Raw genomic sequence first — 22,275 nt, 5'->3', positions numbered from 1 at the left:
GCCCCTGCGCGAAGTGCGCGCACCCACCGTGCGAATGCGCGCCGAGTGAGCGCCGAGTGGCGGACGAGCGACGGCGCTTTCACCGCCCGTGCCGAGCCGAACCGTCGGGCGTCGACCGTCCGTCCTTCAGCGCGCGGCCGCCGGGGGCGTCGGCCTCCCGCCGCCTCGACCTACCCGGCGGCTTGGTGCTCGCGCGGCGAGCTTGGTGCGCCGCGCGCTTCGTCCTCGTCCGCGCTGCCCGCGCCCTGGGCGTCGCCGAGCCGCGCCGCGGCCCCGCGGGGGAGCGCTGCGCCCTGGGGGAGGGTGGTGCTCAGGGGCAGCGGCGTGACGCTCTGGGGCGGCGGCGTGACGCTCTGGGGCAGGTCGGAGAGCTCGGGCAGCTCGGAGAGCTCGAGCGCGCTCCACTTGCCGGGGGGCGGGATCGACGTCACGCCGGCGCGCTCCCGCTCCAGGCGCGCGTTCAGCTCGCCCCCGATGAGCAGCGCCAGCGCCAGGAGCCACAGCCAGAACAGGAAGATCGCGACGGTCGCGAGGCTCCCGTAGAACGTGGCGTAGCGGCCGAGCGTGGCGACGTAGAGCGAGAAGAGGGTCGACACGGCGGACCAGAGCACCACCGTGAGCACCGCGCCCGGGAAGATCCGGCGTCGCTCGATGTTCGGGCGCTGGATCGAGATCCTGAAGAAGGCGGCGACCATGCAAATGACGAGGCCCCCGGGGAGGGCGAAGGCGACGATGCGGGCGCCGGTCGATCCGGAGAGCGTGCCGATCAGCACGCCCACGCCGGCGACCACCGGCACCACGGCCAGGCTGGCCATCACGCACGCCGCCGCGATCGCCCTGCGCACGTACCAGGGGCGCTCGCGCGTGTTGTAGATCGTGTCGAACACGCCCATGGCGGTCGAGATCCCGGAGGACGTGATCCAGAGGAAGCCGGTGATGCTGATCGGCGCGACCGCCGACGACTGCGAGAGCCGGATGAGCTCCTCCGAGACGAGCTTCGCGACGTCCGGGGGCGCCGCCTGCAGGATGGGCCGCACCACCACATCCGACCACTGGTGGATCCGGCTGAGCACATAGCCGGCGAAGGCGGCCAGCGGGATCAGGCTGAGGAACGCGTCGAAGGCCATCGCGCTCGCGGCCCGCGGCCCGTTGTGGCGATCCAGGCTGACGATGACGCTCCACACCGCCTTCGCTGCGTGGTGGCGCGCGATCTGTTGCCGGATCGGAGCAGGCACGGAGGGCAGCGTCGCTCTCCCTCGTGCGGGGCGCAATACCATCCGCCCCGCCGCCGCGCGCGGCCGATCTCGGCACAGCGGCGATGTCCGTGCAGCGGCGCTGCGGCGCGCGCCTAGGCGTCGGTGTTCCTGTCGGCGGCGAGGAGGCTCTGTACGGCGTAGGGCACCGACTCGACGCCGGCGAGCTCGGCGAGGGCGTAGGCGATGTGCTCGCGGCTCGCGTGCGGTGGGATGCCGACGATCGCCCAGGAGCCGCCCTCGCCGCGCTGCAGATTGCTCCCGCGCTCGACGCGCATCGCGGCGATCGCGGGGTAGACGGCCACCGTCATCCGCTTCGGCCGGAGGCGGTCCAGCGTGCGCATGGCGAAGGCGATCCGGTCGAACTGGCTGGGGTCCCGGTACTCGACGTGCCGCGCCCGGTCGATCTCCACATGGTGGGCATCACGCTCGCGCACGTCGTGAGCATAGCCCAAGCAGGCCGCCGCGCCGCTCCGGCCTGCGGCCCCGGGCGGCAGATCGAGCTGGCTCGAGCGGGCCGCGGGTGCCGGCGCCGGCCGGCCATGCTACGCGCCGAAGCGCCATGGACAGCCTCCCCCTGCTCGCCGATCACCCGTACGCCTCCTTCCTCGATCAGGTCGAGAAGCCCGCGCGCTACGCGGGCGGCGAGGTCGGCTCGGTCGTGAAGGACTGGGCGTCGGTCGAGGCGCGCGTCTGCCTGGCATTCCCGGATGTCTACGACATCGGGATGAGCCACCTCGGCTTCAAGATCCTCTACAAGCTGCTGAACGACGACCCGCGCACGCTGGCCGAGCGCTGTTATACGCCCTGGGTCGACATGGAGGCCCAGCTCGTGAAGCGCGGGCTGCCGCTCGTGTCCCTCGAGTCCGCGCGCCCGCTCAGGGACTTCGACGTCGTGGGCTTCTCCCTGCAGTTCGAGCTCACGTACTCCAACATCCTCACGATGCTGCACCTCGGCGGCGTCCCGCTGCGCGCGGCGGACCGCGGCGAGGACGACCCGATCGTGATCGCGGGCGGCCCGACGGCGACCCACCCCGAGCCGATCGCCCCCTTCCTCGACGCCATCGTCATCGGCGACGGCGAGGAGAAGGCGACCGAGGTCGCCCTCGCGTGGGCGCGGCTCAAGCGCGAGGGCGTGCCGCGGCGCGAGCGGCTCGTCGCGATCGCGCGCCTCGGCGCCGTCTACGTGCCCTCGCTCTACGCGACCCGGCTCGATCCCGACACCGGCTTCGAGGTCGTGGACCGCCCGCTCGCCTCCGGGATCCCGTTCCCGATCGAGCGCGCCCTCGTCGACCTGAACAAGTACCCGTTCCCCGACGAGAGCCCCACGGGCGGGCCCGAGGCCATCTTCGACCGCATGTCGATCGAGATCGCCCGCGGCTGCACCGAGGGGTGCCGCTTCTGCCAGGCCGGCATGATCTACCGGCCCGTCCGCGAGCGCGATCCCGAGCAGATCGTCGACACCGTGATGCGCGCGGTGCAGAGGTCCGGCCAGGACGAGGTCTCGCTCACGGCGCTGTCGACCGCCGACGTCTCGTGCATCTCGCCGCTCATCAAGAAGGTCACCGAGCGCCTCACCGCGGAGCGCATCTCGCTCGGCGTCTCGTCGCTGCGCGCCTACGGGCTCGAGCCCGACCTGCTCGACGAGCTCAAGCGCGTGCGCGCGACCGGCCTCACCTTCGCGCCGGAGGCGGGCTCCCAGCGGATGCGCGACGTCGTGAACAAGAACGTCACGGAGGAGCAGCTCCTCGAGACGGCCGAGCGCGTGTTCAGCCGGGGCTGGGGCAAGATGAAGCTCTACTTCATGATCGGCCTGCCGACCGAGACCGACGAGGACGTGCGCGGCATCGTCGAGACGGGCGCCCGCGCGGCCGGCGCCGGGAGGAGGGCAGCGGGCAAGGGCAAGCCGGTCGACGTGACGGTCAGCGTCTCGACCCACGTGCCGAAGCCTCACACGCCCTTCCAGTGGGCGGCGATGGACACGCTCGGCGAGGTCGGGCGCAAGCAACGGCTGCTCAAGGACACGGTGCGGCCCTATCGCGCCGTCACGCTGAAGACCCACGAGGCTCACGCCAGCGTCCTCGAGGGCATCTTCGCCCGCGGCGACCGTCCCCTCGCCGACGTCCTCGAGCGGGCCTGGCGGCACGGCGCCCGCTTCGATTCGTGGGAGGACAAGCTCGATCTCGCCGTGTGGGAGGAGGCGTTCACGCACGTCGGCGTCGACCGCGAGAAGTACCTCGGCACCCTCCCGGTGACGGCGCGGCTGCCCTGGGATCACATCGACGTCGGCCTCGAGGAGGGCTTCCTCGCGAAGGAGTACAGGAAGGCGCTCCAGAGCCGCCTTAGCCCGCCGTGCGGAAAGGTCGCCGGCATGTTCGTCCACCACACGAACCTCGACGACGCCAAGGCCGACGCGCGGCGGCTCGTCTGTTACGACTGCGGCGTCGCGTGCGACATGACGCAGATGCGCGAGGAGCGGCTCACCTTCCTCGATCGGCTCGGCGCCCACCGGCGCTCGCTGCCGGTGCTCACCGACGCAGGCGCCGCGCCGCCCGTGGCCGCCGCGGGTCCCTCTGGCGCGCCGGCGAGCGACGGCGGCGCGGAGCGGGCGAGCGTCGGCGGCGCGGAGCGGGCGAGCGTCGGCGGCGCGGAGCGGGCGAGCGTCGCTGCAACGGAGCCGAAGAGCGGCGACGACGGGGAGCCCTCCCGCGCCGAAGGGGAGGCGCCCCACCGCGCGCGGCGGATCGCGCCTGCGCCGAAGGGGCGCGGCGGCTTCCGCTACCGCTTCCGCTTCGAGAAGGCCGGGCCGATGGCGCTGCTCGGCCACCTCGACGTCGTGCGCGAGCTGCCCCGCGTGCTCCGGCGCGTCGGCGCGCCGATGACCTACACCGCGGGCTTCCACCCGAAGCCCGACATGACCTTCTCGCCGGCGCTCTCGCTCGGCGTGATCAGCCTCGACGAGTACGTCGACCTCCGCCTCGAGCGCGACCTCGATCCCGCCGCGCTCGACGCGCTCGTCGCCGCGATGTCGGCCGCGAGCCCGCGCGGGCTCGTGTTCAGCGGCGCCGTCAAGCTCGGCCCGGAGGACCCGTCCCTGAGCAAGCTCATCGCCGGCGCGCGCTACGCGCTCGCCTTCGCGCGCTCCGCGATCGGCGGCGACGCGGAGGCGCTCCTCGCCGCCCGCTGCAGCGCCGCCCTCTCGGCCGCGTCGCTCCCGATCCGCCGGGAGATCGACCGGCTCGCCAAGATGGTCGACGTGCGCCAGTACCTCGTGCGGGCCGAGGTCGGCGGGCCCGAGGTCCACGCGGCGCTCGCGCGCGCCGGGCTCGTCGGCGATCTCGTCGCCCTCGAGGTCGAGGTCGATATCCGCGGCTCGGGTGCGGTGAAGTCGTCCGAGGTCGCGGCGGTGATCACGGGAGAGCCGGGGGAGGCGCCGGGCGCGATCACGCCGCCGCCGCACCGCGCCGTGCGGCTTCAGCTGTTCGGCCGTACGTCGCCGGCGGGCTCCGCAGCGGGCGAGCGCTTCTCGCTCTTCGATCTCGAGCGGGCGCGCCGCGTCAAGCCGGCTCCTGAGCGAACAGCGGCCCTCCCGCTCGCCGCGGACGCCGAGTGAGCCAGCCCGGGACGGTCGTGTCGTAAAGATCCTCCCGGCGACGGCGGCGGCGGGGCGCGGAGCGCGCGCGGGCTATCGCTCGGGGATCGGCTACGCTGCGCTTTGCTTTATGGCAAAGGAGGCTCACGAGATAGCGTGCTGCGCGGCGCGCCTGGCCGCGGCGGGGGCGGTCGGCGCGAGCGTCGCCCACGAGCTGCGCAACGCCCTCGCTGTCGCGGAGTCGTCGCTCTACCTGGCGCAGCGCGACCTCGACGATCGGCCTCGCCTGCTGCGCCACCTCGACCGGGTGACGTGCGAGATCCGCAAGGCGCACGAGGTCATCGGCAGCGTCCTCGGGCTGGCGCGCGGCGAGCCGCTGCGGCGCGAGCCGGCGCACCTCGGCCGGCTCATCGAGGGCGCGCGGCACGCGCTGGTGCTGCCCACGGCCGTCCGGTTCGAGGTCGCCGTCGCGCCGGCCGACCTCACGCTCCTGTGCGACCCGATCCTGCTCGAGCGCGTCTTCTCGAACCTCTACCTCAACGCGATCGAGGCGTTCGACGAGGGGCCCGGCGGCGTGATCGTCACGCGCGCGTGGAGGGGCGACGAGCGCACGCACCTCGAGATCGAGGACAACGGCCCTGGCGTTCCTCCGTGCGTGGCCGACCACCTCTTCGAGCCGCTCGTGACCGCCAAGGTGAAGGGGACCGGCCTCGGCCTCGCGCTGAGCCGGGTCATCGTCGAGGCGCACGGCGGCGAGATCACCGCGACGGCGGGCCGGTGCGGGGGCGCGGCGTTCCGCATGTGGTTGCCGAACGCGTGACGGGCGCGGAGCGTGGCGAGCTCCTCGGGGCGCGTCCCCGGCGTGCTATCGTCCTCTCATGCAGGTGAAGCGCCGGACGGCGGAGCGCGGCCCTTTTCGCGCGGAGCACCTCCGCGCGGGGGATCCGTACGAGCTGTCGAATGGCCACCCCGTCTACTGCGCCCCCACGGGGGGGCGTGCCTCGGGGCCGAACCACCTGGGCAGCTCGGTCGTGGGGTGGGACCCGGCGGTCAAGGAGGTGGGCGTGGATACGGGGTACTCCCCGGATCCGGGCACCCTCCGGGCGCCGGACGTCGCGGTGGGGAACGTGCCCGACAGGCCGGGCTGGGTGAAGGGCGTGCCGGAGCTCGCGATCGAGTACGCCGACGTGGGACAGGACGAGGAGGCGCTCAAGGAGAAGATCGCCGACCTGATCGCGGCCGGTACGAAGCTCCTGTGGGTGGTGCGCCTCACCGGTCCACGGCGGGTCGAGGTGCACGAGCCGCGCCGGAAGGTGCGCGTCGCGCTCCCCGGGGAGCTGCTGAGCGCGCCGGGCATCCTGAAGAACGCGGTCCGGGTCGAGGCGCTCTACGACCGAAGCGAGGCGGAGAAGAGCACGCTGACCAACCTCCTCCAGCGGCGCGGATACGAGGATCTCGACGCCGTGCTCGATGCAGGGCGCGAGGAAGGCCGCGAGCAGGGGCGCGAGGAAGGCCGCGAGCAGGGGCGCGAGGAAGGCCGCGAAGAGGGGCGCGAGGAAGGCCGCGAAGAGGGGCGCGAAGCGGGACGTGAGGAGGGGATCCTCGAGGGCAAGCGCGACGCGCTGAGGCGTGTCCTCGCTCGGCGAGGATTGCGGCTCACGAAGGCGGCCGCGGCGAAGATCTCGTCGTGCAGGAGCGAGCGCGAGCTCGACCGCTGGCTCGACCGCGCCCTCGTTGCGTCGGCCACGGCGGAGGTGTTCCGCCGCGCGGGCCGTTGACCCGGGCCGGCGCGCCGCACGGATCAGGCGCGGCCGCGGCCGCGGACGAGCTCGGCGATGGCCTCTCCCAGGCCCTCCAGCGTGAGCGCGAACATCGGGAAGATGCTCTTGACCGCGTCGACGGTCGGGTGGGGGTAGGGGCCAATCCCGTCCGGGTTCAGCCACACGGCGCGGTCGAAATGGTCGCGCAGCATCGTCAGCCAGGCGACGCCGGGCAGCCGCGCGTCGGGATCGAACGAGGAGCCCGCGCCGCCGCCGGAGCCGGACGAGCCGAGCAGCTCGTAGGGCGCCATCGAGGCGTCTCCGACCATCACGAGCTTGTGGTGCTTGCCGCACTCGCGGAGGAGCTCGCGCACCGGGACGGGGTCGAGGAGCCCCTCGGTCCTGAAGACCCTCTCGTAGACGCAGTTGTGGAAGTAGTAGCTCCTCAGCTCCTTCCAGTGCGTCGCGCGCTTCGCCGCGCTGAAGAGCTGCGACACGAGCGCGGCGCTGGGATCCATCGAGCCGCCCACGTCCATCATCAGGATCACGCGCGTGTTCGGCCGGCGCGGGGGCCTCGTGACGATCTCGATCTCGCCCGCGTTCCTGGCCGTCGCGTCGATCGTCGCCTCGATGTCGAGCTCGCGATCGCTGCCCTCGCGCGCGAAGGCGCGCAGCTTGCGCAGCGCCACCTCGATCTGGCGCACGTCGAGCGTGACATCGCTGCGGTAGGGGCGGTAGCGGCGGGCGTCGGCGTTCTGCACGGCGCCGCTGCGCCCGCCCGCGGAGCCGCCGACCTGGATGCCGCTCGGATGGAAGCCGCCGCGGCCAAACGGTGAGGTGCCGCCGGTCCCGATCCACCGGCTCCCCCCGTCGTGGCGCTCGCGCTGCTCGCGGAGGCGCTCCTCGAACCGCCGGAGCACCTCCTCCAGATCGAGCTCCTCGATCATCGCCCTCTCCTCGTCGGAGAGGGCGCGCATCTTGATGGGATCCCGGAGCCAGGAGAGGAGCTCCTCCGTCACCGCCTTGGCCTCCACGTGCACGCCGCGGAAGTGCTGGGCGAACGCGAGATCGAAGTCGTCGAGGTGCGCCTCCGAGTGGACGAGCATCGCCCGCGCGACATGGTAGAAGCCTTCGAGCGAGCTCTCGTGGAGGCCCGCAGCGAGCGCGCGCGCGAGGCCGACGGCCTCCTGGGCGCCGACCGGGACCTTGCGGGCGCGGAGCTCGTAGAGGAACGCGACGAACATCGCTACGACCGGAACCGCCTGCCGCCCGCCAGCTGATCGGCCAGCGCGACCAGGTCCTGCTCCTTCTTGAGCAGCGCGCCGAGGAACGGCAGCGCCTTGTCGAGCTTCACCTCGCCCACGCCCGCCCTCCGCAGGACGGCGATCCAGTCGATGAGCTCGCTCGTCGAGGGGCGCTTCCGGATCCGGGTGTTCTTCCGGATCTCGTAGAAGACCTGCATCGCCTGGTCGGCGAGCGTCCGATCGAGATCGGGGTGGTGGACGCGGATGATCTCCCGCATGAGCTCGGGCTCCGGGAAATCGATGAAGTGGAAGACGCAGCGGCGCAGGAACGCGTCCGGCAGCTCCTTCTCGTTGTTGCTGGTGATGATGACGACGGGCCGCTCCCGCGCGGCGATCTCGTCGCCGGTCTCGGCGATGCGGAAGCGCATCCGATCGAGCTCGTGGAGGAGATCGTTCGGGAACTCGAGGTCCGCCTTGTCGACCTCGTCGATGAGGAGCACGACGCGCGCCGAGGCGTTGAACGCCTTACCGAGCGGGCCGAGCTTGATGTACCGGCGGATGTCGCGGACGTCGCCGTCGCCGAAGCGCGCGTCGTAGAGCCGCTGCACGGTGTCGTAGACGTAGAGCCCGTCCTGGGCCCGCGTGGTGCTCTTGACGTGCCAGGTGATGAGCTCGGCCGACAGGCTCCGCGCGATGGCCTCGGCGAGCAGCGTCTTGCCGGTGCCGGGCTCTCCCTTGACGAGCAGCGGCCGCTCCAGGACCAGCGCGCAGTTGACGGCGGCCTCGAGCGCCTCGCTCGTGAGGTAGCGTTCGGTGCCGCGGAAGCGGCGGAAGTCGGACATGCCGGCACGGTAGCATCCCCCGCCGAGCGCGGCGGACCGCGCGGGATCAGAGCCAGTCGCGCGCGAGGTAGGCCGTCCACGAGGCGGCCCGCTCCCAGAGGGGGCGCTGGGCCCAGCCCGCGGCGGTGATCTCGCGGCAGTGGGCGAGGTCGTCGGCGAACATCCGCTCCATCGCGCCAGCGAACCCGCGGTGCGAGACGACGGCGTTCACCTCGAGGTTCATGCGGAGCGACTGGCTGTCGAGGTTGGTGGAGCCGACAGTGGACCAGAGGCCGTCGATGACCGCGGTCTTGGCGTGAAGGACGCGGCCGCGCCACTCGAACATGCGGGCGCCGGCGTCGAGGAGGTGGCCGTAGATCGCGCGCGAGGCGAGCAGGACCGCGGGCACGTCGGTGGTGCCGGCGACCATGATCCTGACGTCGACGCCGCGGCGGGCCGCGGCGGAGAGCGCGTGGATGATCCGGAGCGGCGGCAGGAAGTACGCGTTGGTGATGAAGATCCTGCGCCGGGCGCGCTCGATGGCGTGCCGGTAGGCGTCGCGGATGCCGTGGCGGTGCCTGCGGCGGGGGAGGTCGTTGCTGATGATCTGGACGGCGGGGTCGGGCCTGCGCTCGGCGTAGCCGTAGCGCTCGTCGTCGATGGGGGCGCCGCCTGTGCGCTGCCACGTGCGCAGGAAGAAATACTGGAGCTCGGCGGCGGCGGGGCCCTCGATGCGGAGATGGGTATCGCGCCAGTCGGCGCCGCCATCCTCCGGAGCCGCGTAGTCGTCGGAGAGGTTGAGGCCGCCCGTGAAGGCGATCGCACCGTCGACGATGAGCGCCTTGCGGTGGTCGCGGCGGGCGACCTTCCCGAGCGGGGCGGAGAGGTCGAGGGGGCGGAAGGCGTGGGGCCGGACGCCCGCGCGGCGGAGCCCGTCGAGGAAGGACGACGAGACGGAGGAGCCCCAGGCGTCGAAGAGGACGTTCACCTCGACGCCGGCCGCCGCGCGCTCCATGAGCGCCTCGGCGAAGCGCTGGCCGGTCCGATCGACCCGGAGGATGTACGTCTCGAGGCAGATCGTGCGCCGGGCGCGGGTGATGGCCTCGAGCATGGCCGGGTAGGTCTGCGCGCCGTCCTTGAGGAGCGCGAGGCGGTGCGCGCCGACGGTCATCTCGGCGAACGCGGGCGCGGGAGGGGGCTGGGACATGCGGCGGGGGCCAGGCTGCCCGGGACGAGGCGGCGCGATGATAGCGCGGACGGGCGCGTGACGCCCCGGCGTGATGCTTGGCCGGCGTCGGTCAGCTGTCGATTCCGCCGGCCCCGCCTCGGGCCCGCCATCGCGCCCGCCGGGCCAGGGGCGACGCTGCGCCGCACCGAACATTCATGTCCTGGGGCAGAAGCGGTGTGCGGAGCTACCCGCGTATCTCGGGGGCTGAGACGTGGCGCTCCTGTTCTTTGAATCGCCGCGGCGCCGGAGGGAGAACCGGAGGGAGAAGAGGAGCGCCGGAAGGCGTTATTGTCCTCTCGGCGTCCTTGGCGCCTCGGTGATCCGGGCTGTCGAGCGCCCCGATCAGCCCATCTTTTCGATGTACGTCATCACCAGATACAGGATGACCTGCCGATCGGTCGGGTTCCTGTACTGATGGGGTACGTCGGCGTCGAACATGATCGCGTCGCCGGTCGCGAGCACATGGCGCTCGGCGCCGACGACCATCTCCAGCGTCCCGGCGGTCACCACGAGGTTCTCCACGGTGCCCGGCGGGTGAGGATCCGCGTGTTCGGTGGCGAGGGGCGCGAGCGTGATCTCGTAAAATTCGACGGTCCTGGGCACGTCGAACGGGAACAGCGCGCGGGACGTGAACGAGCCGTCGTGCGACGTCAACACCTTGGCGCGCGCGGCCAGGATGAGCGATGTGCCGCCGAGCGACTGGTCGCTGATCAGCGCCGAGAAGGGCACGCCGAGCGCCCGCGCGATCTTCCAGAGTACGTTGATCGTCGGCGTGCTCTGGCCGAGCTCGATCTGGCTGAGCATCGCCCGGCTCACGCCAGACGCCTTCGCCAGCCGCTCGAGGGAGAGCCCACGCTTGGTCCGGAGGCGACGCAGGTTGGCCCCGACGATGCCGGTGAGCGCCGAGGAGGCGTCCTGCGGGGCCATCTCGTAGGCCCAGGCGTCTCCAGACGCCTCGTCCACGTCCCGCTGCGGCGCTTCTCCGTTTGTTCCGTTGGTGCGGCTGGAGTACGAGCTCGCGGGGCCAGCGAAGCTCTCCGGCCTGCGGTGCGAGCGCGGTCCAGCAGGCGAAGAGGGGCGCCCCGTCGATGCGGCGGACGCTTGCACGCCGTTCTGATAGCCCTCCACGGGCAACGACGCGCCGAGCCCATCGCCGCAGACCAGCCCGGGCGAGCTCCGTGGCGTGTTCTGACGGACGGATTTCATCGCACCTGCCAGACGGGCATCCACGTCCAGATCGGGAACCACCAGAGGGCGACCGGCATGGTCAAAGAGCTCCCCGATGACATCGGCCTGTCGCTCTCGGGAACATGCTTGTTCCGAGCCGCCCGCCGCTGCTGCCGGTATTCCTCGAGGTCGATCACTTGAGCACTCTGGGGGCGCATCCGCTTCACCTCCAACCCGTAGGTACATCATCCGTTATAACGGATTGTCTGTCAAGAGACAGCTCGGCCATGACGCACGAGGGGCGGCACGCTGCGTTGACCCGAGGGCGGCACGACGCCCCGTCGTCCGTGGCGCAAGGCTGCCGCATCTTCGCCTATGCCGAAGAAATCGAGCTTCTCGTCTGCCCTTTCCATGTTCAGGGCGTCCGATGATGAGGCTGCTTGACAACGACGCGTTGCGTCTTTTTGAGCTGGGCGGATCGAAGCGCCTCCGAAATAGTGGACGATGCGGAGCGTGGGCCGCCCGAGGGATCGCTCGTCGCGGTCTTCCCTCATCGGGATCGCCGGCGCGGCCCACGCGCGCGAGTGGTTCACCCGTGGCGAGGGGAGCGGACGTTGGTGCTTTCCAGGAACATCCGGCGCGCGCCGCGCTCTGTCCTCCTATCGCAGCGCGGCCGCGGAGCTGGCGAGTGCGCGGCGACAACACGAGCACACAAGGAGGCAGCCATGGCAGGCGTCGACGTGGGAGGTGGCGAGAGGCGGGCGCGAAACAGCGAGATCAACATGATTCCGTTCATCGATCTGCTGATGGTGACCATCGCCTTCCTGCTGATCACGGCGGTGTGGGTCACGAACTCGCGGCTCAAGACCAGCGCGGAGGTGCCTGCCGCCGCGGGGTGCGGGGAGGAGTGCCAGAAGGAGCCTCTCAGGACGATGCACGTCCATGTCGGCGAGGACCGGTTCAACCTCGTGTGGAAGCAGGGCGCGACCGTCCTGAGCGAGGTGAGCGTCCCCAAACGTCCTGTCGAGATCGGCGGGGCGGGAGCCACCGCGATCCGTTATAGAGAGCTCGGCGAGGCCATCCGGCGCGAGTGGGAGCGGAGCGGCGAGCACCGCGCCCCGAGCGACCGCCGCGCCGACCAGGCCGTGCTCCACAGCGACAACAAGACGCCGTTCCGTGAGCTCGTCGCCGTGCTCGACGCGATCAATGCCCCGCGCCGAACCGTCCTCCTCGAGGACGGCCGCAGCGCCGAGATGCCAGCTTTCCTGGCCACCTTCTCGGCACGTTAAGAGCGGTGGTTGCGAGACGGGGGAGACGCGTTACGCGGTGAACTCGGTCGTCAGCGCTACCCAGTTCGAGGGCGGGCGGACGGCGTAGCTCAGCGCCAGGATCTCGATCAGCACCACCCGGTAGATCGCGTGGACGTCGTCGACGTCGACCTCGTGCGCGTTCGCCTCGAGCGCCGCGTCGAGGTGCTCCTGCACGAAGGCGAGGACGTCGGGCTGCTCCATCGCGATGACGTCGTCCGAGTCGACCGCCTCGGCAGGATCGTGGAGGCGGATCTGCTCGTCCAGGTTCAGCGACTCCTCGACGCCCGTGAGCGCCGTCTCGGTGACCTCGTCGAGGTCCTGACCGAACAGCTCGTCGAAGGCGAGCCAGATCGCCAGCGTCAGGAAATAGCCGAGGGCGAGCGCCGTCTCGTCGAGCGGGCCGGACAGCACCGAGGAGATCCGGTCCGCGAGCGCAGGCTGCGTCTGCTCGAAGCGCGTGAACGCGTCGTCGAGCTGCTTGCGCGAGTCGTCGTCATCCTCGGCGAGCTGATCCTCGATCTCGGACAGGACGCGCGCCGGCACCTGAGCGTACGAGGGGACGGGGCGAATGGCTGCGCGGCGTACCCACACGCGGACAACCTAGCACACGATGGCGCGGCTCATGGAGCGAGCAACCGGATGCTCGACGCCGGAACCCAGCCCTCGGTGGCGCCCCAGCGGACCTCCGCGAGCCCGCCCGATCTCCTGCCGACCTCGACCGACGCACCCTCGGGGATCGCGCTCTGCTCCGCGCGGGGCAGCGCGCGCCCGTCCTCGTCGAGGAGCCGGACCTCGGGGACCACCACGACGCCAGCCCGGGTCGTGAGGCGGAGGTGCCGCGCCGCATAGGTGAGCGGCACCAGCGCGAGCAGCGCGACGAGCGCCGTCGGCGCAAGGACGCTGCCCGCGACGTGCGCAGGACCGGCAGGGCGGCGCCGCAGGACCACGCCCAGGGCGAGGAGCAGCGACGCGAGGAGCGCGGCCGCCGCCCAGGTGCGCTCCGAGGCGAGGCCGACGATGACCCGGCCGAGCGTCGGGCGCACGTCGACCGCATCCGTGGCGCGGCGCGAGCGCCGGCGGGTGATCTCGGCGCGCACGAGATCCAGCGCGCGATCGGCGTCGGCGTCGCCCGGGCGGAGCCGCAGCGCCTCCTCGAACGCGGCCGCCGCCCGGCCGAGGTCTCCCGGGCGATCCGCGCCCTCGCGGACGCGCGTGACGTAGGCGAGCCCGCGGTTGTAGCTGGCGTCCGGGTGCACGAAGCCGCGGTCGGCGAGCAGCTCGAACGTGTCGATCGCCGCGCCGTACTCGCCGCGGCCGAGCGCGGCCGTGCCCTCCTGGAACAGCACCTCCGGGGGCTCCGCCGGCTGCGCGCGCGCCTCGCTCGACGGCAGCGCCGACGCGAGGCTGGCAGCGAGGAGGAGCGCGCCGGCGAAGGGGCGCGTGCGGCGGCCGTTCACGCGGGCTTCCATCGCGCGAGCTCGGTCACGACGGCGCGGCTCTGCTCGACGAGCGCCGCGGCGGCGGCGCCGCCGCCCTCCTGCGCGGTCGGCTCGAACCGGATCGCCTCGCACGCGGCCAGCGCCTCGCAAGCGCGCGACGAGAGCGGCCCGGGGACGCCGCGCCGGCCGAGCTCGCCCGGGAGCTCCGCGAGCAAGACGCCCCGCGAGCGGAGGCCCGTCGCGGACTCGATCGCCCGGTGCACCGCGCGCTCGATCGCCGCGGCCGTCGCCCCGAGATCCCCCTGCGCGGCCGCCTCCTCCGCTTCGCGCTGGGCGATCGCCGCGAGCCGGGCGGGCGAGGTCGCGCCCGCCGCGCGGCGATCGCGCGCCCGGCGCAGGAGCCGATCGCCCGCGCCGAACAGCGTCACGACGAGCGGCGGCGCGGCCAGGAGCAGCCAGAACGGCGCGCCGTCGAGGGGCAGCGTCGCGGGCGGGGCGTGCGGGCCGAGCGACGTGCGGAGCCCCGGCATGCCGGCGAACGGCTCGCCCCGGCCAGCGCCGTCGCCCTCGGCGCGAGGCGCCCTGGACGGCGGCCCGGACGACGCCGGAGGGGCCACCGGGCTGACCTGGACGACGCCGAGCTCGGCGCGCTCGACCACGTAGCGCTTCTGCGCTGGATCCCAGTAGGGGAGCTCGACCTTCCCGAGATCGACCGCGCCGCTCTCCTGGATCCGGACGACGTAGCCGAACGATCGGGTGCCGCCGATCGCGCCGCCGCGCGGCTCGATCGCGTCGCGCTTCTCCGGGTCGAGCCACTCGAGCCCGGTCCGCTCCGGCACCCGGAGCGACTGGGGGAAGTTGCCGGTGCCCGCGATCTGCACGGTCACGGCCACCGATCCGCCTTGCTCGATCTGGCGCGGCTGCACCGTCGCCTTGAGCGTGAACTGACCGACGTCGCCGACGACATAGCCGGACGGGCGGCCGGCGAGGGGCGGCTCCGTGACCTTCACGACGACGTCGTTCGATTCACGCAGCACGCGCGCGCCGATCCGGCGCCCGGTGATGCGCGTCTGCATGCTGCCCGTGTGCAGCTCGCCCGTCTTCAGCGGGAACAGCGCCAGCTTGTCGACGAGGCGGGCCGCGTAGCGGTGCCCGCCGACCCGCGTGTACACGGGGCGCTCGTTGCGGGGGTCCTCGAGGAGCGGGTGGCGAAGGAAGTCCGCGGCGGGCGCTGCGCGGGGCTCGGTCATCTCGGCGTTCTCGCGGAAGTACAGGTAGAACGAGACCGTGACCTGCTCGCCGACCACCGCGGCCGTCTTGTCGGGGATGGCGCGAAGGAACACCACCGGGTCCGGCTCGCGCGGCATCGCCAGCTCTGTCGCCTCGGGCTCGGGCTCGTCCTGGGTCGCCTCGTCGTCGAAGAGGCCGCCCGAGCCGCCGAACGGCCACGGAAAGCCATGCAGCGGGCCGCCGGGCAACAGGAACGGGTTGCTCGGCCGGCGAGGCCGCCCGCTCGCCGGCGCGACCTTGATCATGATCGGAGCCGCCGGCAGGCGCCTGCCGTTCCACGAGATCGTCGGCCCCGGGATGGTGTAGCGGCCGGGCTTGTTCGCGACGATCTGCCACGTCGCGCTGATGCCCAGCTGCGTGATCATGACGCCGCCCCCGAGCTGGGTCTTCATCTGCGTCCCGATGCTCGGGCCGGAGACGATGGAGAGGTCGGGCGGGACACGCAGCTCCGGATCGGAGGGCATGCCGGCGCCGCGCTCGACGAGCGCCTTCACCTCGACCGTGAACGGCTCGCCGACCTCGACGTCGGTGGAGCTCGCGCGCGCCGAGAGCTCCGGCTGCTGCTGGGCGCGCGCGCGGAGCGGGGTGATCAACGCGAGCAACGCCACGAGCAGCGCGGTCGCGAGCGGCGCAAGGCGCGGGGGGGCGAGCGCGAGCGGGCGCGTCACTTGTCCTCCATGCCGCGGCCGCGCCGCATACCGGCCTTGTTCTTCGCTTCCTGCTCCTGGTACGTCGGCGCCTCCTCGAGCTGGTCGAGGATGCGATCGTCCTGCCGACCGGTCTGCGGCGGCTCCTGGGGCTGCTCGCGGGGTGGCTCGGGTTGCTCGGGTGAGCCGGCGTCGGGCGTCTGGTCCTGCGGGTCAGCGTCAGGGCTCTGATCCTGGTCACCGCCGTCGTTGCCCGCGTCCTGGTCACCGCCGTCGTTGCCCGCGTCCTGGTCGCCGCCGTCGTCGCCCGCGTCCTGGTCGCCGCCGTCGTCGCCCGCGTCGGGCTCGGCGTCGGGCTCGGCGTCCGGCGGCGCGTCGGGCTCGGCGTCCGGCGGCGCATCGGGCTCGGCGTCCGGCGGCGCGGCGTCCTTCTGGTCCTCGATACGCCGCAGGGCGATCGCCCGGTTCCAGGCCGCGTCCCGGCCGACGCCGTCGCCGCCGGCCTCCTCGAGGACCCCGGGGATGATGGCCAGCGCCTGGTCGTAATACGTCACGGCGTCCTCGTACTTGCGCCGCAAGAACTCGAGGTTGCCCGAGAGGTAGCGGGCCCGCGCACGCAGGTCGGCCGGCACGCTCGGATCGGCCCCGATCGACTTCAGGAGGACCAGCGCGCAGTCGATCTCGATCCCGCGCAGCGCGTCGCGCTGCTCCTGCTCCGGCCCGCCGTCCGCGAGCTCCTCGTCGCCGAACCGATGACCGTAGCGCTCGGCCAGATGGAACAGCGTCAGCCCGAGATCGAACGAGCCGTTCGGCTTCTGGCGCACGGAGTCCGGCAGCCCGATGCCTGCGTCGCTGCACGGCCCCGTCCCCAGGTAGCTCTCGAGGGCCTGCTCGGCAGACTCGAGGTTGCCCGCGTCGAGATCGCGGATCGCCTGGTCGACCGCCGGCGCGTTCCGCTCGAACGGGGACGTCGGATCCCACCCGCTGCACCCGGTCGCCGCCGAGAACGCGGCCCCGGTGAGGCACGCGGCGGCGAGCCCGATCGCGATCCAGCGCCCGCGGCGGGCGAAGAACCCGGCGAGATCCACGCGCTTGCGATCACGACGCGGCATGCGGCCCTCCCGCGTTGCCCCCGGAAGCCTGCCCCGCTCCCGCCGCGAGGTCCGCGCCGAGCGGGCGCCCCTTCACCAACGCGGCGCGCTTCGGCGCGGCCTCGGGGCGCGTCGCCACGAAGCGACGGCGCGGAGCATCCTTGAGGAACACCTCGGCGATGAGGAGCAGGATCGCGAGGCCGAGCGGGTAGAAGTAGACGTCCGCGTAGACCGTCTCGACCCGCTCCGAGAGCTCGCTCTTCATCTGCCGCCTGAGCTCCGCGGCGATCGTCTCGATGCCCGTGGTCCCCTTCTCCGCGCGGATGATCTGCCCGCCCGGCGTCGCCTGCGCGATCGACGCGAGCTGCTGCTCGCCCGACAGCGACAGCTCGGTCGTGAGCGGCTTGCCCTGGCGATCCGTCCGCCACCCGACGATGCGGCCGTCCTGGCCGATCTCCGGGATCGGCTCCGGCGTGCGCCCGCCGATCTGAACGACGTGGATCGTCGTGCCCTGGGCGCCGATCGCCTGGGCGACGCTCAGCGGGTAGCCCTCGAGGTCCTCGCCGTCCGTGACGAGCAGGATGATCCGCTTGTGCTCGGCGGACTTCGGGTCGCGCTTCAGGAGCTCGTTCGCCTGGTCGAGCGCGCGCGCGATCGCCGTGCCGCCGATCGGCATGTCGTTCGGGTCGAGCTGGCGGAAGAACTGCGCGATCGCCGCGCCGTCGGCGGTCAGCGGGAAGCCCATCGGCTCGCCGGCGAACGCGACCGCGCCGAAGCGCGCGCCCTCGAGATCCTTGATGAGGCGGGCGACCTCGACCTTCGCCCGGAAGATGCGGGACGGCTCGACGTCGCGCGCGTACATGCTCTTCGAGTAGTCGAGCACGACCACCACGTCGACGTTGGTCGCCGGCACGAGCCGCGTGCCTTTGCCGTACTGGGGGCGCGCCGCGGCCACGAACGCGAGCGCCGTCGCGAGCACGAGCAGCACGCCCTTCCAGGCGCGGCGCTTCGCCGGATCGGCGGTGGTGAGCGCCTTCACGCGATCCTCGTCGCCGAAGCGCTTGATGGCGCGCGCCACGCCGAAGCCGCCCAGGATGAGCAGGAGGCCGATCAGCGCGGCGAACGCCGTCCCGAGCAGGAACCAGGGGGCCGCAAAGTTCACGGGAACCTCCGGAGCAGCCAGGCGCGCAGGAGCGCGTCGAGCCCGATCAGGAACACCCCCGGCAGGAGCAGGAACGGGAAGAGATCCTCGTACGCGGCGCTCGACGCCTCGAAGCGGGTCTTCTCCAGCCGGTCGAGCACGTCGTGCATGCTGTCCGCGAGCGCCTTCGCGTCGGTCGCCACGTACGACGCGCCGCCGGTCTTCTGCGCGATCTCCTGGAGCAGCGCGGGGTTCACCGGGAAGCGGTGGCGCACGTAGCGCGGCTGCCCGAAGAGATCGATGCCGTCCTCGACCTCGACCTCGTCGTCGGTGCCGATCTGGATCGTGTAGACCTTCGCGCCGAGCGAGGTCGCGAGGTGGGTCGCGTACTCGGGGGAGATGGCCCCGGCGTTGGAGTCGCCGTCGGTCAGGAGGATGACGACCTTCGACTGCGCGTCGCTCCTGCGCAGGCGGGCGACCGCGGTGCCGAGCGCGTCGCCGATCGCCGTCGCGCTGCCGTCGATCACGTTGAGCGTCATCTGCGAGACCATCTGCGTCAGCAGGTGGTAGTCGAGCGTCGGCGGCGACAGCACGTAGGCGGCCTTGCCGAAGACGACGACGCCGAGGCGATCGGTCCTCCTGCGGCTGATGAAGTCCTGGAGGACGAGCTTGGCCGTGTCGAGCCGGGTCAGCCGCTTGCCGCGCGGCAGCTTCGGCTGGCCGGGTAGATCGCTCGCCCGCGCATCCATGATCGCGCGCATCGAGCCCGACAGGTCGAGCGCCACGACGATGTCGATGCCCTTGTCGTCCGAGCGCTGCTCGCGGAGCACGCTGACCGGCCGCCCCATCGCGAGGACGAGCAGCGCGAGCGCCACGGCGCGCAGCACGCCCGGCAGGTCGCGCAGGTGGCTGCGCAGGCCGCGCGGCCCGCGCGCGAGCGGCGCGACCGTGCCGAGCCGGAGCCGCGGCCTGCGCGCGTCCTCCGCGAAGATGCCCCAGTACCAGACGACGGGCACCGCGATGAGCGCGAGCAAGAACCACGGGTTCTGCCAGCTCGCGGAGGACCAGGCGTCGCGGCGCGCGAGGTAGGGGTACACGCAGGCGAGCGCGGCGACGACGAGCGTCGCGATGAGGGCAAGCGATGCGCGCTTCGTGCGGCTCAAGGCGCCTCCTCTGGCGCCCGGGACGGGCGAGCGGGCGGCTGCTGCCCGCCGGCGGGCGAGCTCCGGGGGCCGGCGCCGTCGCCGGGACGCACCGCCGGCGGGGTCGTGCGGTGCACGATGTTCTCGCCGTCGTCGAGCGCCGTGAGGCAGTCGGCCTCGCTCGGCTGGAGGCGCGCGAACTTCACGAGGTCGCAGTCGGCGAGGAACCGCGCGATCTGCGGCAGCACCGGCACGGGCGGGCGCACCCGCGCGAGCAGGTCCCGCATCTCGTCGCTCGTCGTCTCGAGGCCGTCGAAGCCGTACCGCGCGCCGAGGTACTTGCGCACGCAGTCGCTCACGCGGTCGAAGTACTCACCGGTCCGCCCCTCGCCGAGCAGGTCGGAGCGCCGGAGCGCCTCGAGCTCCTCGAGCGCGGCGATCCACGGCAGCTTGGGCGGCGGCGCGGCCACCACGCGGGGCCGGCGCAGCCAGCGCCGGACCAGCCAGGCGACGAGCAGCCCGAGCGCCGCGCCGATGAGGATGCCGGCCGTGAGCTGCTTCGCGAGCACCCACTCCTCCCGCTGCGGCCGCGGCGGCGGGTTCGGCTTGACCTTGGGATCCCGCTCGTTGGCGATCGGGTCCTCGATCACGATCTCGTGCGGCCGGGTGCAGACGGTGACGAGCTCCCCGCTCGCGCGGGACACGGCGATCGGCACCGGCGGCAGCAGGAGGGCGCTCCTCCCGGGCTCCTTGGGCAGCGGGACGAACGGGATGACGAGCTTGGTCGTGGCGCCGTCGTCGGTCGCCGTCGTCGTGCTGGTCGGCCCCGCGCCCGCGTCGGCCTCCGGCAGGACGAACCCCGCCTTCTGGATCGCGCGCGCGGCGTCGCTGTCGCCCTGGACCTTGAAGCCCTCCGGCAGCACCGTCTCGCCCTTGCCGTGCGTGACCGTGATCTCGAGGTGGGCCGCGTACCCGCTGAACCCGTTCTTCGGGAACGTCTCCTCGATCCGGGGGCGCGTCGCGCCGGGCGGCACGTGCTCCGCGCACGAGGCCCACACGCTCTCGCCGCGCTCCGTGGCTGCCGGGGCCGGAGGCGGCGGCGGCGGCGGCGGGGTGTCGTCAGCGGCGGGCCCTCCGGCGCCGCCGGCGTCCGGCTGCGATCGTGCCGGCGACGCGCACGCGAGCGCCGCCGCCAGCGCGGCCCACGCGAGCGGGCTCGCGCCGCGCGCGGCGTGGACCGCGGAGCGACGCGTCCTCATCGCCTGAGCCTCCGCGCCCGCTTGGCGAACAGATCGCGCAGCGGGCTCACGAAGCTCTCGCCGGTCTTCACCACCACGGCGTCGAGCGCGAGCTTCTTGAACAGCTTGTCGCGGTCGCTCCGGAGCTTGCGCATCGCGGCGCGGTAGTGGTCGCGCACCGCCCGGTCGCCGGTGTCCACCACGACCTCTTCCCCGGTCTCCAGGTCCTCGAACGTCGCGAGCCCGACGTCGGGCAGCTCCTCGTCGCGCGGGTCGACCAGCATCACCGGGATCACGTCGTGCTTGGCGCTCGCGAGCGAGAGCGAGCGCTCGAAGCCGGAGGCGAAGAAGTCGCTGATCACGAAGGCCACGCTCCTCCGCTTGGCGACCTTCACGAGCGTCTCGAGCGCGAGCTTCAGGTTCGTCCCCGTGTACTTCGGCTCGTGCCCGAGGATCTCCCGGATGACGCGCATCACGTGCTTGTCCCCCTTCTTCGGCGGGACGAGCTTCTCGATGGCCTCGGTCGCGAGCACGAGGCCCACGCGATCGTTGTTCTTGATGGCGCTGAAGGAGCAGAGCGCGGCGATCTCGGCGGCGACGCGCGCCTTCGACGCGCGCCGCGTGCCGAACTGCTCGCTCTGCGAGGCGTCGACGACCAGCATGACGGTCATCTCCCGCTCCTCGACGAACACCTTCACGAACGGCTCGCTCATGCGGGCCGAGACGTTCCAGTCGATCCAGCGCACGTCGTCGCCGGGCAGGTAGGCGCGCACCTCGCGGAACGAGAGCCCTTGCCCCTTGAAGACGGACGAGTACGTCCCGGAGAGCTGCTCGTTGGCGAGCCGTCGCGTCCGGATCTCGATGCGCCGGAGCTGCTTCAGGAGCTCCGGCGGCAGCGGGTTCTTCGAGCCGGAGGCCTTGATCACGGCACCTCGACCACCTCGAACACGCGCCGGACGATCTGCTCGGACGTGACCTCCTCGGCCTCCGCCTCGTAGGTCAGGACGACCCGGTGCCGGAGCACGTCGGGGCCGATCGCCTTCACGTCCTCCGGCGTGACGTAGCCCCGGTGGCGCAGGAAGGCGTGCGCGCGTGCCGCCAGCGCCAGCGCGATCGAGGCGCGCGGGCTCGCCCCGTACTCGATGAGGCTGCTCAGCTCCCGCATCCCCTTCTGCCCGGGCTCGCGCGTCGCGAAGACCACGTCCACGATGTAGTCCTTCACGCGATCGTCCATGTACACGTCGCGCACGACCTTGCGCGCGGACACGAGCTCCTCGGGGGTCGTCACCTTCGCGGCCTTGCCCTCGATCACGGCCGTCGTGCGGTCGATGATCTGCCGCTCCTCGGCCCGCGCGGGGTACCCGACCTTGACCATGAGCATGAACCTGTCGACCTGCGCCTCCGGGAGGCGGTAGGTCCCCTCCTGCTCGATCGGGTTCTGGGTCGCCATGACCACGAACGGACTCGGCAGCGGGTAGGTCGTGTCGCCGATCGTGACCTGCCGCTCCTGCATCGCCTCGAGGAGCGCGCTCTGCACCTTCGCCGGGGCGCGGTTGATCTCGTCGGCGAGCACGAGGTTCGCGAAGATCGGGCCCAGCTTCGAGGTGAAGTCGCCCTTCTGGTGGTTGTAGATGACGGTGCCGATGAGGTCGGCGGGCAGCAGATCCGGCGTGAACTGGATCCGCGAGAACTTTGCGTGGATGGCGTCGCAGAGCGTCCGCACCGTGAGCGTCTTGGCGAGGCCCGGGACGCCCTCGAGGAGGACGTGTCCCCCGGTGAGCAGCCCGATGAGGATGCGCTCGATCATGTACGTCTGGCCGACGATGACCTTGCCGACCTCGTTCAGCAGGGTGTCGATGAAGGCGCTCTCTTTGGCGACCAGCTCGTTCAGGGCGCGTACGTCGTGCATAAC

The 22,275-nt window shown here is 72.4% G+C and carries 19 protein-coding genes; 4 read left to right on the top strand and 15 right to left on the bottom strand.

Annotated elements, in window-relative coordinates; all coding sequences use genetic code 11:
* Window positions 1-170: 170 nt before the first annotated feature.
* Both WMF39_RS34780 and WMF39_RS34775 read right to left on the bottom strand, forming a co-directional pair.
* Window positions 171-1,235 (bottom strand): YihY/virulence factor BrkB family protein, encoded by a 1,065-nt coding sequence (locus tag WMF39_RS34780; RefSeq protein ID WP_437740770.1) that lies wholly within the window; start codon window positions 1,233-1,235, stop codon window positions 171-173.
* 113 nt (window positions 1,236-1,348) lie between these two features.
* Complete coding sequence (locus WMF39_RS34775; protein ID WP_437740769.1) at window positions 1,349-1,690, bottom strand: hypothetical protein; 342 nt, start codon at window positions 1,688-1,690, stop codon at window positions 1,349-1,351.
* Window positions 1,691-1,815: 125 nt separating this feature from the next.
* On the opposite strand from WMF39_RS34775, the gene WMF39_RS34770 reads away from it, so the two are divergent.
* From WMF39_RS34770 to WMF39_RS34760, 3 genes are all read left to right on the top strand, one after another.
* Window positions 1,816-4,866, top strand: coding sequence for a TIGR03960 family B12-binding radical SAM protein (locus tag WMF39_RS34770; RefSeq protein ID WP_437740768.1), 3,051 nt, complete (start codon window positions 1,816-1,818; stop codon window positions 4,864-4,866).
* A gap of 109 nt (window positions 4,867-4,975) precedes the next feature.
* Window positions 4,976-5,665 carry a sensor histidine kinase gene (locus WMF39_RS34765; RefSeq protein ID WP_437740767.1) on the top strand — a complete coding sequence of 230 codons (690 nt, stop codon included), beginning with the start codon at window positions 4,976-4,978 and terminating at the stop codon, window positions 5,663-5,665.
* Window positions 5,666-5,723: 58 nt separating this feature from the next.
* Window positions 5,724-6,623, top strand: a complete 900-nt coding sequence (locus tag WMF39_RS34760) for a Uma2 family endonuclease (protein WP_437740766.1) — start codon at window positions 5,724-5,726, stop codon at window positions 6,621-6,623.
* 23 nt (window positions 6,624-6,646) lie between these two features.
* Here WMF39_RS34760 and WMF39_RS34755 read toward each other — a convergent pair whose 3' ends face one another.
* The 4 genes from WMF39_RS34755 to WMF39_RS34740 all read right to left on the bottom strand — a co-directional run bounded on the left by WMF39_RS34755 (window position 6,647) and on the right by WMF39_RS34740 (window position 11,104).
* Window positions 6,647-7,849 (bottom strand): vWA domain-containing protein, encoded by a 1,203-nt coding sequence (locus WMF39_RS34755; protein WP_437740765.1) that lies wholly within the window; start codon window positions 7,847-7,849, stop codon window positions 6,647-6,649.
* Window positions 7,850-7,851: 2 nt separating this feature from the next.
* Window positions 7,852-8,691, bottom strand: a complete 840-nt coding sequence (locus tag WMF39_RS34750; RefSeq protein WP_437740764.1) for an AAA family ATPase — start codon at window positions 8,689-8,691, stop codon at window positions 7,852-7,854.
* A 46-nt stretch (window positions 8,692-8,737) separates the two neighbouring features.
* A complete protein-coding gene (locus tag WMF39_RS34745) occupies window positions 8,738-9,877 on the bottom strand; it encodes a phospholipase D-like domain-containing protein (protein ID WP_437740763.1) in 1,140 nt (379 codons plus the stop codon).
* A 363-nt stretch (window positions 9,878-10,240) separates the two neighbouring features.
* Window positions 10,241-11,104: a helix-turn-helix domain-containing protein gene (locus WMF39_RS34740; RefSeq protein ID WP_437740762.1), complete on the bottom strand. Its 864-nt coding sequence runs from the start codon at window positions 11,102-11,104 to the stop codon at window positions 10,241-10,243.
* Between the two features lie 686 nt (window positions 11,105-11,790).
* Between WMF39_RS34740 and WMF39_RS34735 the strand changes: the two genes are divergently transcribed.
* Window positions 11,791-12,354, top strand: a complete 564-nt coding sequence (locus WMF39_RS34735) for an ExbD/TolR family protein (protein WP_437740761.1) — start codon at window positions 11,791-11,793, stop codon at window positions 12,352-12,354.
* Window positions 12,355-12,384: 30 nt separating this feature from the next.
* Here the strand turns inward: WMF39_RS34735 and WMF39_RS34730 are convergent, their stop codons facing one another.
* Genes WMF39_RS34730 through WMF39_RS34690 form a run of 9 tightly spaced genes read right to left on the bottom strand, consistent with a single transcriptional unit; the run spans window position 12,385 to window position 22,272 of the window.
* Window positions 12,385-12,966, bottom strand: coding sequence for a hypothetical protein (locus tag WMF39_RS34730; protein ID WP_437740760.1), 582 nt, complete (start codon window positions 12,964-12,966; stop codon window positions 12,385-12,387).
* Window positions 12,967-12,995: 29 nt separating this feature from the next.
* Window positions 12,996-13,844: a hypothetical protein gene (locus tag WMF39_RS34725; RefSeq protein ID WP_437740759.1), complete on the bottom strand. Its 849-nt coding sequence runs from the start codon at window positions 13,842-13,844 to the stop codon at window positions 12,996-12,998.
* On the bottom strand, window positions 13,829-15,772 hold the full coding sequence (locus WMF39_RS34720) for a BatD family protein (RefSeq protein ID WP_437740758.1): 1,944 nt from the start codon (window positions 15,770-15,772) through the stop codon (window positions 13,829-13,831). Before WMF39_RS34720 ends, WMF39_RS34725 begins: the two co-directional genes overlap by 16 nt.
* Window positions 15,769-16,863: a tetratricopeptide repeat protein gene (locus WMF39_RS34715; protein ID WP_437740757.1), complete on the bottom strand. Its 1,095-nt coding sequence runs from the start codon at window positions 16,861-16,863 to the stop codon at window positions 15,769-15,771. The genes WMF39_RS34720 and WMF39_RS34715 overlap by 4 nt, the downstream gene beginning before the upstream one ends.
* Complete coding sequence (locus WMF39_RS34710; RefSeq protein ID WP_437740756.1) at window positions 16,850-18,004, bottom strand: vWA domain-containing protein; 1,155 nt, start codon at window positions 18,002-18,004, stop codon at window positions 16,850-16,852. The genes WMF39_RS34715 and WMF39_RS34710 overlap by 14 nt, the downstream gene beginning before the upstream one ends.
* Window positions 18,001-19,146, bottom strand: coding sequence for a VWA domain-containing protein (locus tag WMF39_RS34705; RefSeq protein WP_437740755.1), 1,146 nt, complete (start codon window positions 19,144-19,146; stop codon window positions 18,001-18,003). Before WMF39_RS34705 ends, WMF39_RS34710 begins: the two co-directional genes overlap by 4 nt.
* Window positions 19,143-20,384, bottom strand: a complete 1,242-nt coding sequence (locus tag WMF39_RS34700) for a hypothetical protein (protein ID WP_437740754.1) — start codon at window positions 20,382-20,384, stop codon at window positions 19,143-19,145. Before WMF39_RS34700 ends, WMF39_RS34705 begins: the two co-directional genes overlap by 4 nt.
* Window positions 20,381-21,289: a DUF58 domain-containing protein gene (locus tag WMF39_RS34695; RefSeq protein ID WP_437740753.1), complete on the bottom strand. Its 909-nt coding sequence runs from the start codon at window positions 21,287-21,289 to the stop codon at window positions 20,381-20,383. Before WMF39_RS34695 ends, WMF39_RS34700 begins: the two co-directional genes overlap by 4 nt.
* Complete coding sequence (locus WMF39_RS34690; RefSeq protein ID WP_437740752.1) at window positions 21,286-22,272, bottom strand: AAA family ATPase; 987 nt, start codon at window positions 22,270-22,272, stop codon at window positions 21,286-21,288. Before WMF39_RS34690 ends, WMF39_RS34695 begins: the two co-directional genes overlap by 4 nt.
* Window positions 22,273-22,275 lie beyond the last annotated feature (3 nt).

Source organism: Sorangium sp. So ce1504, from assembly GCF_051521635.1.
Taxonomy (GTDB): domain Bacteria; phylum Myxococcota_A; class Polyangia; order Polyangiales; family Polyangiaceae; genus Sorangium; species Sorangium cellulosum_B.
This window is presented reverse-complemented; position numbering and strand designations above follow the sequence as displayed.

Coding starts and splice junctions, on each gene's coding strand:
- WMF39_RS34770 (WP_437740768.1), top strand. CDS start 1,816: ATGGACAGCCTCCCCCTGCTCGCCGATCACCCGTACGCCTCCTTCCTC.
- WMF39_RS34765 (WP_437740767.1), top strand. CDS start 4,976: ATGGCAAAGGAGGCTCACGAGATAGCGTGCTGCGCGGCGCGCCTGGCC.
- WMF39_RS34760 (WP_437740766.1), top strand. CDS start 5,724: ATGCAGGTGAAGCGCCGGACGGCGGAGCGCGGCCCTTTTCGCGCGGAG.
- WMF39_RS34755 (WP_437740765.1), bottom strand. CDS start 7,849: ATGTTCGTCGCGTTCCTCTACGAGCTCCGCGCCCGCAAGGTCCCGGTC.
- WMF39_RS34750 (WP_437740764.1), bottom strand. CDS start 8,691: ATGTCCGACTTCCGCCGCTTCCGCGGCACCGAACGCTACCTCACGAGC.
- WMF39_RS34745 (WP_437740763.1), bottom strand. CDS start 9,877: ATGTCCCAGCCCCCTCCCGCGCCCGCGTTCGCCGAGATGACCGTCGGC.
- WMF39_RS34740 (WP_437740762.1), bottom strand. CDS start 11,104: ATGAAATCCGTCCGTCAGAACACGCCACGGAGCTCGCCCGGGCTGGTC.
- WMF39_RS34735 (WP_437740761.1), top strand. CDS start 11,791: ATGGCAGGCGTCGACGTGGGAGGTGGCGAGAGGCGGGCGCGAAACAGC.
- WMF39_RS34725 (WP_437740759.1), bottom strand. CDS start 13,844: ATGGAAGCCCGCGTGAACGGCCGCCGCACGCGCCCCTTCGCCGGCGCG.
- WMF39_RS34715 (WP_437740757.1), bottom strand. CDS start 16,863: ATGCCGCGTCGTGATCGCAAGCGCGTGGATCTCGCCGGGTTCTTCGCC.
- WMF39_RS34700 (WP_437740754.1), bottom strand. CDS start 20,384: ATGAGGACGCGTCGCTCCGCGGTCCACGCCGCGCGCGGCGCGAGCCCG.
- WMF39_RS34690 (WP_437740752.1), bottom strand. CDS start 22,272: ATGCACGACGTACGCGCCCTGAACGAGCTGGTCGCCAAAGAGAGCGCC.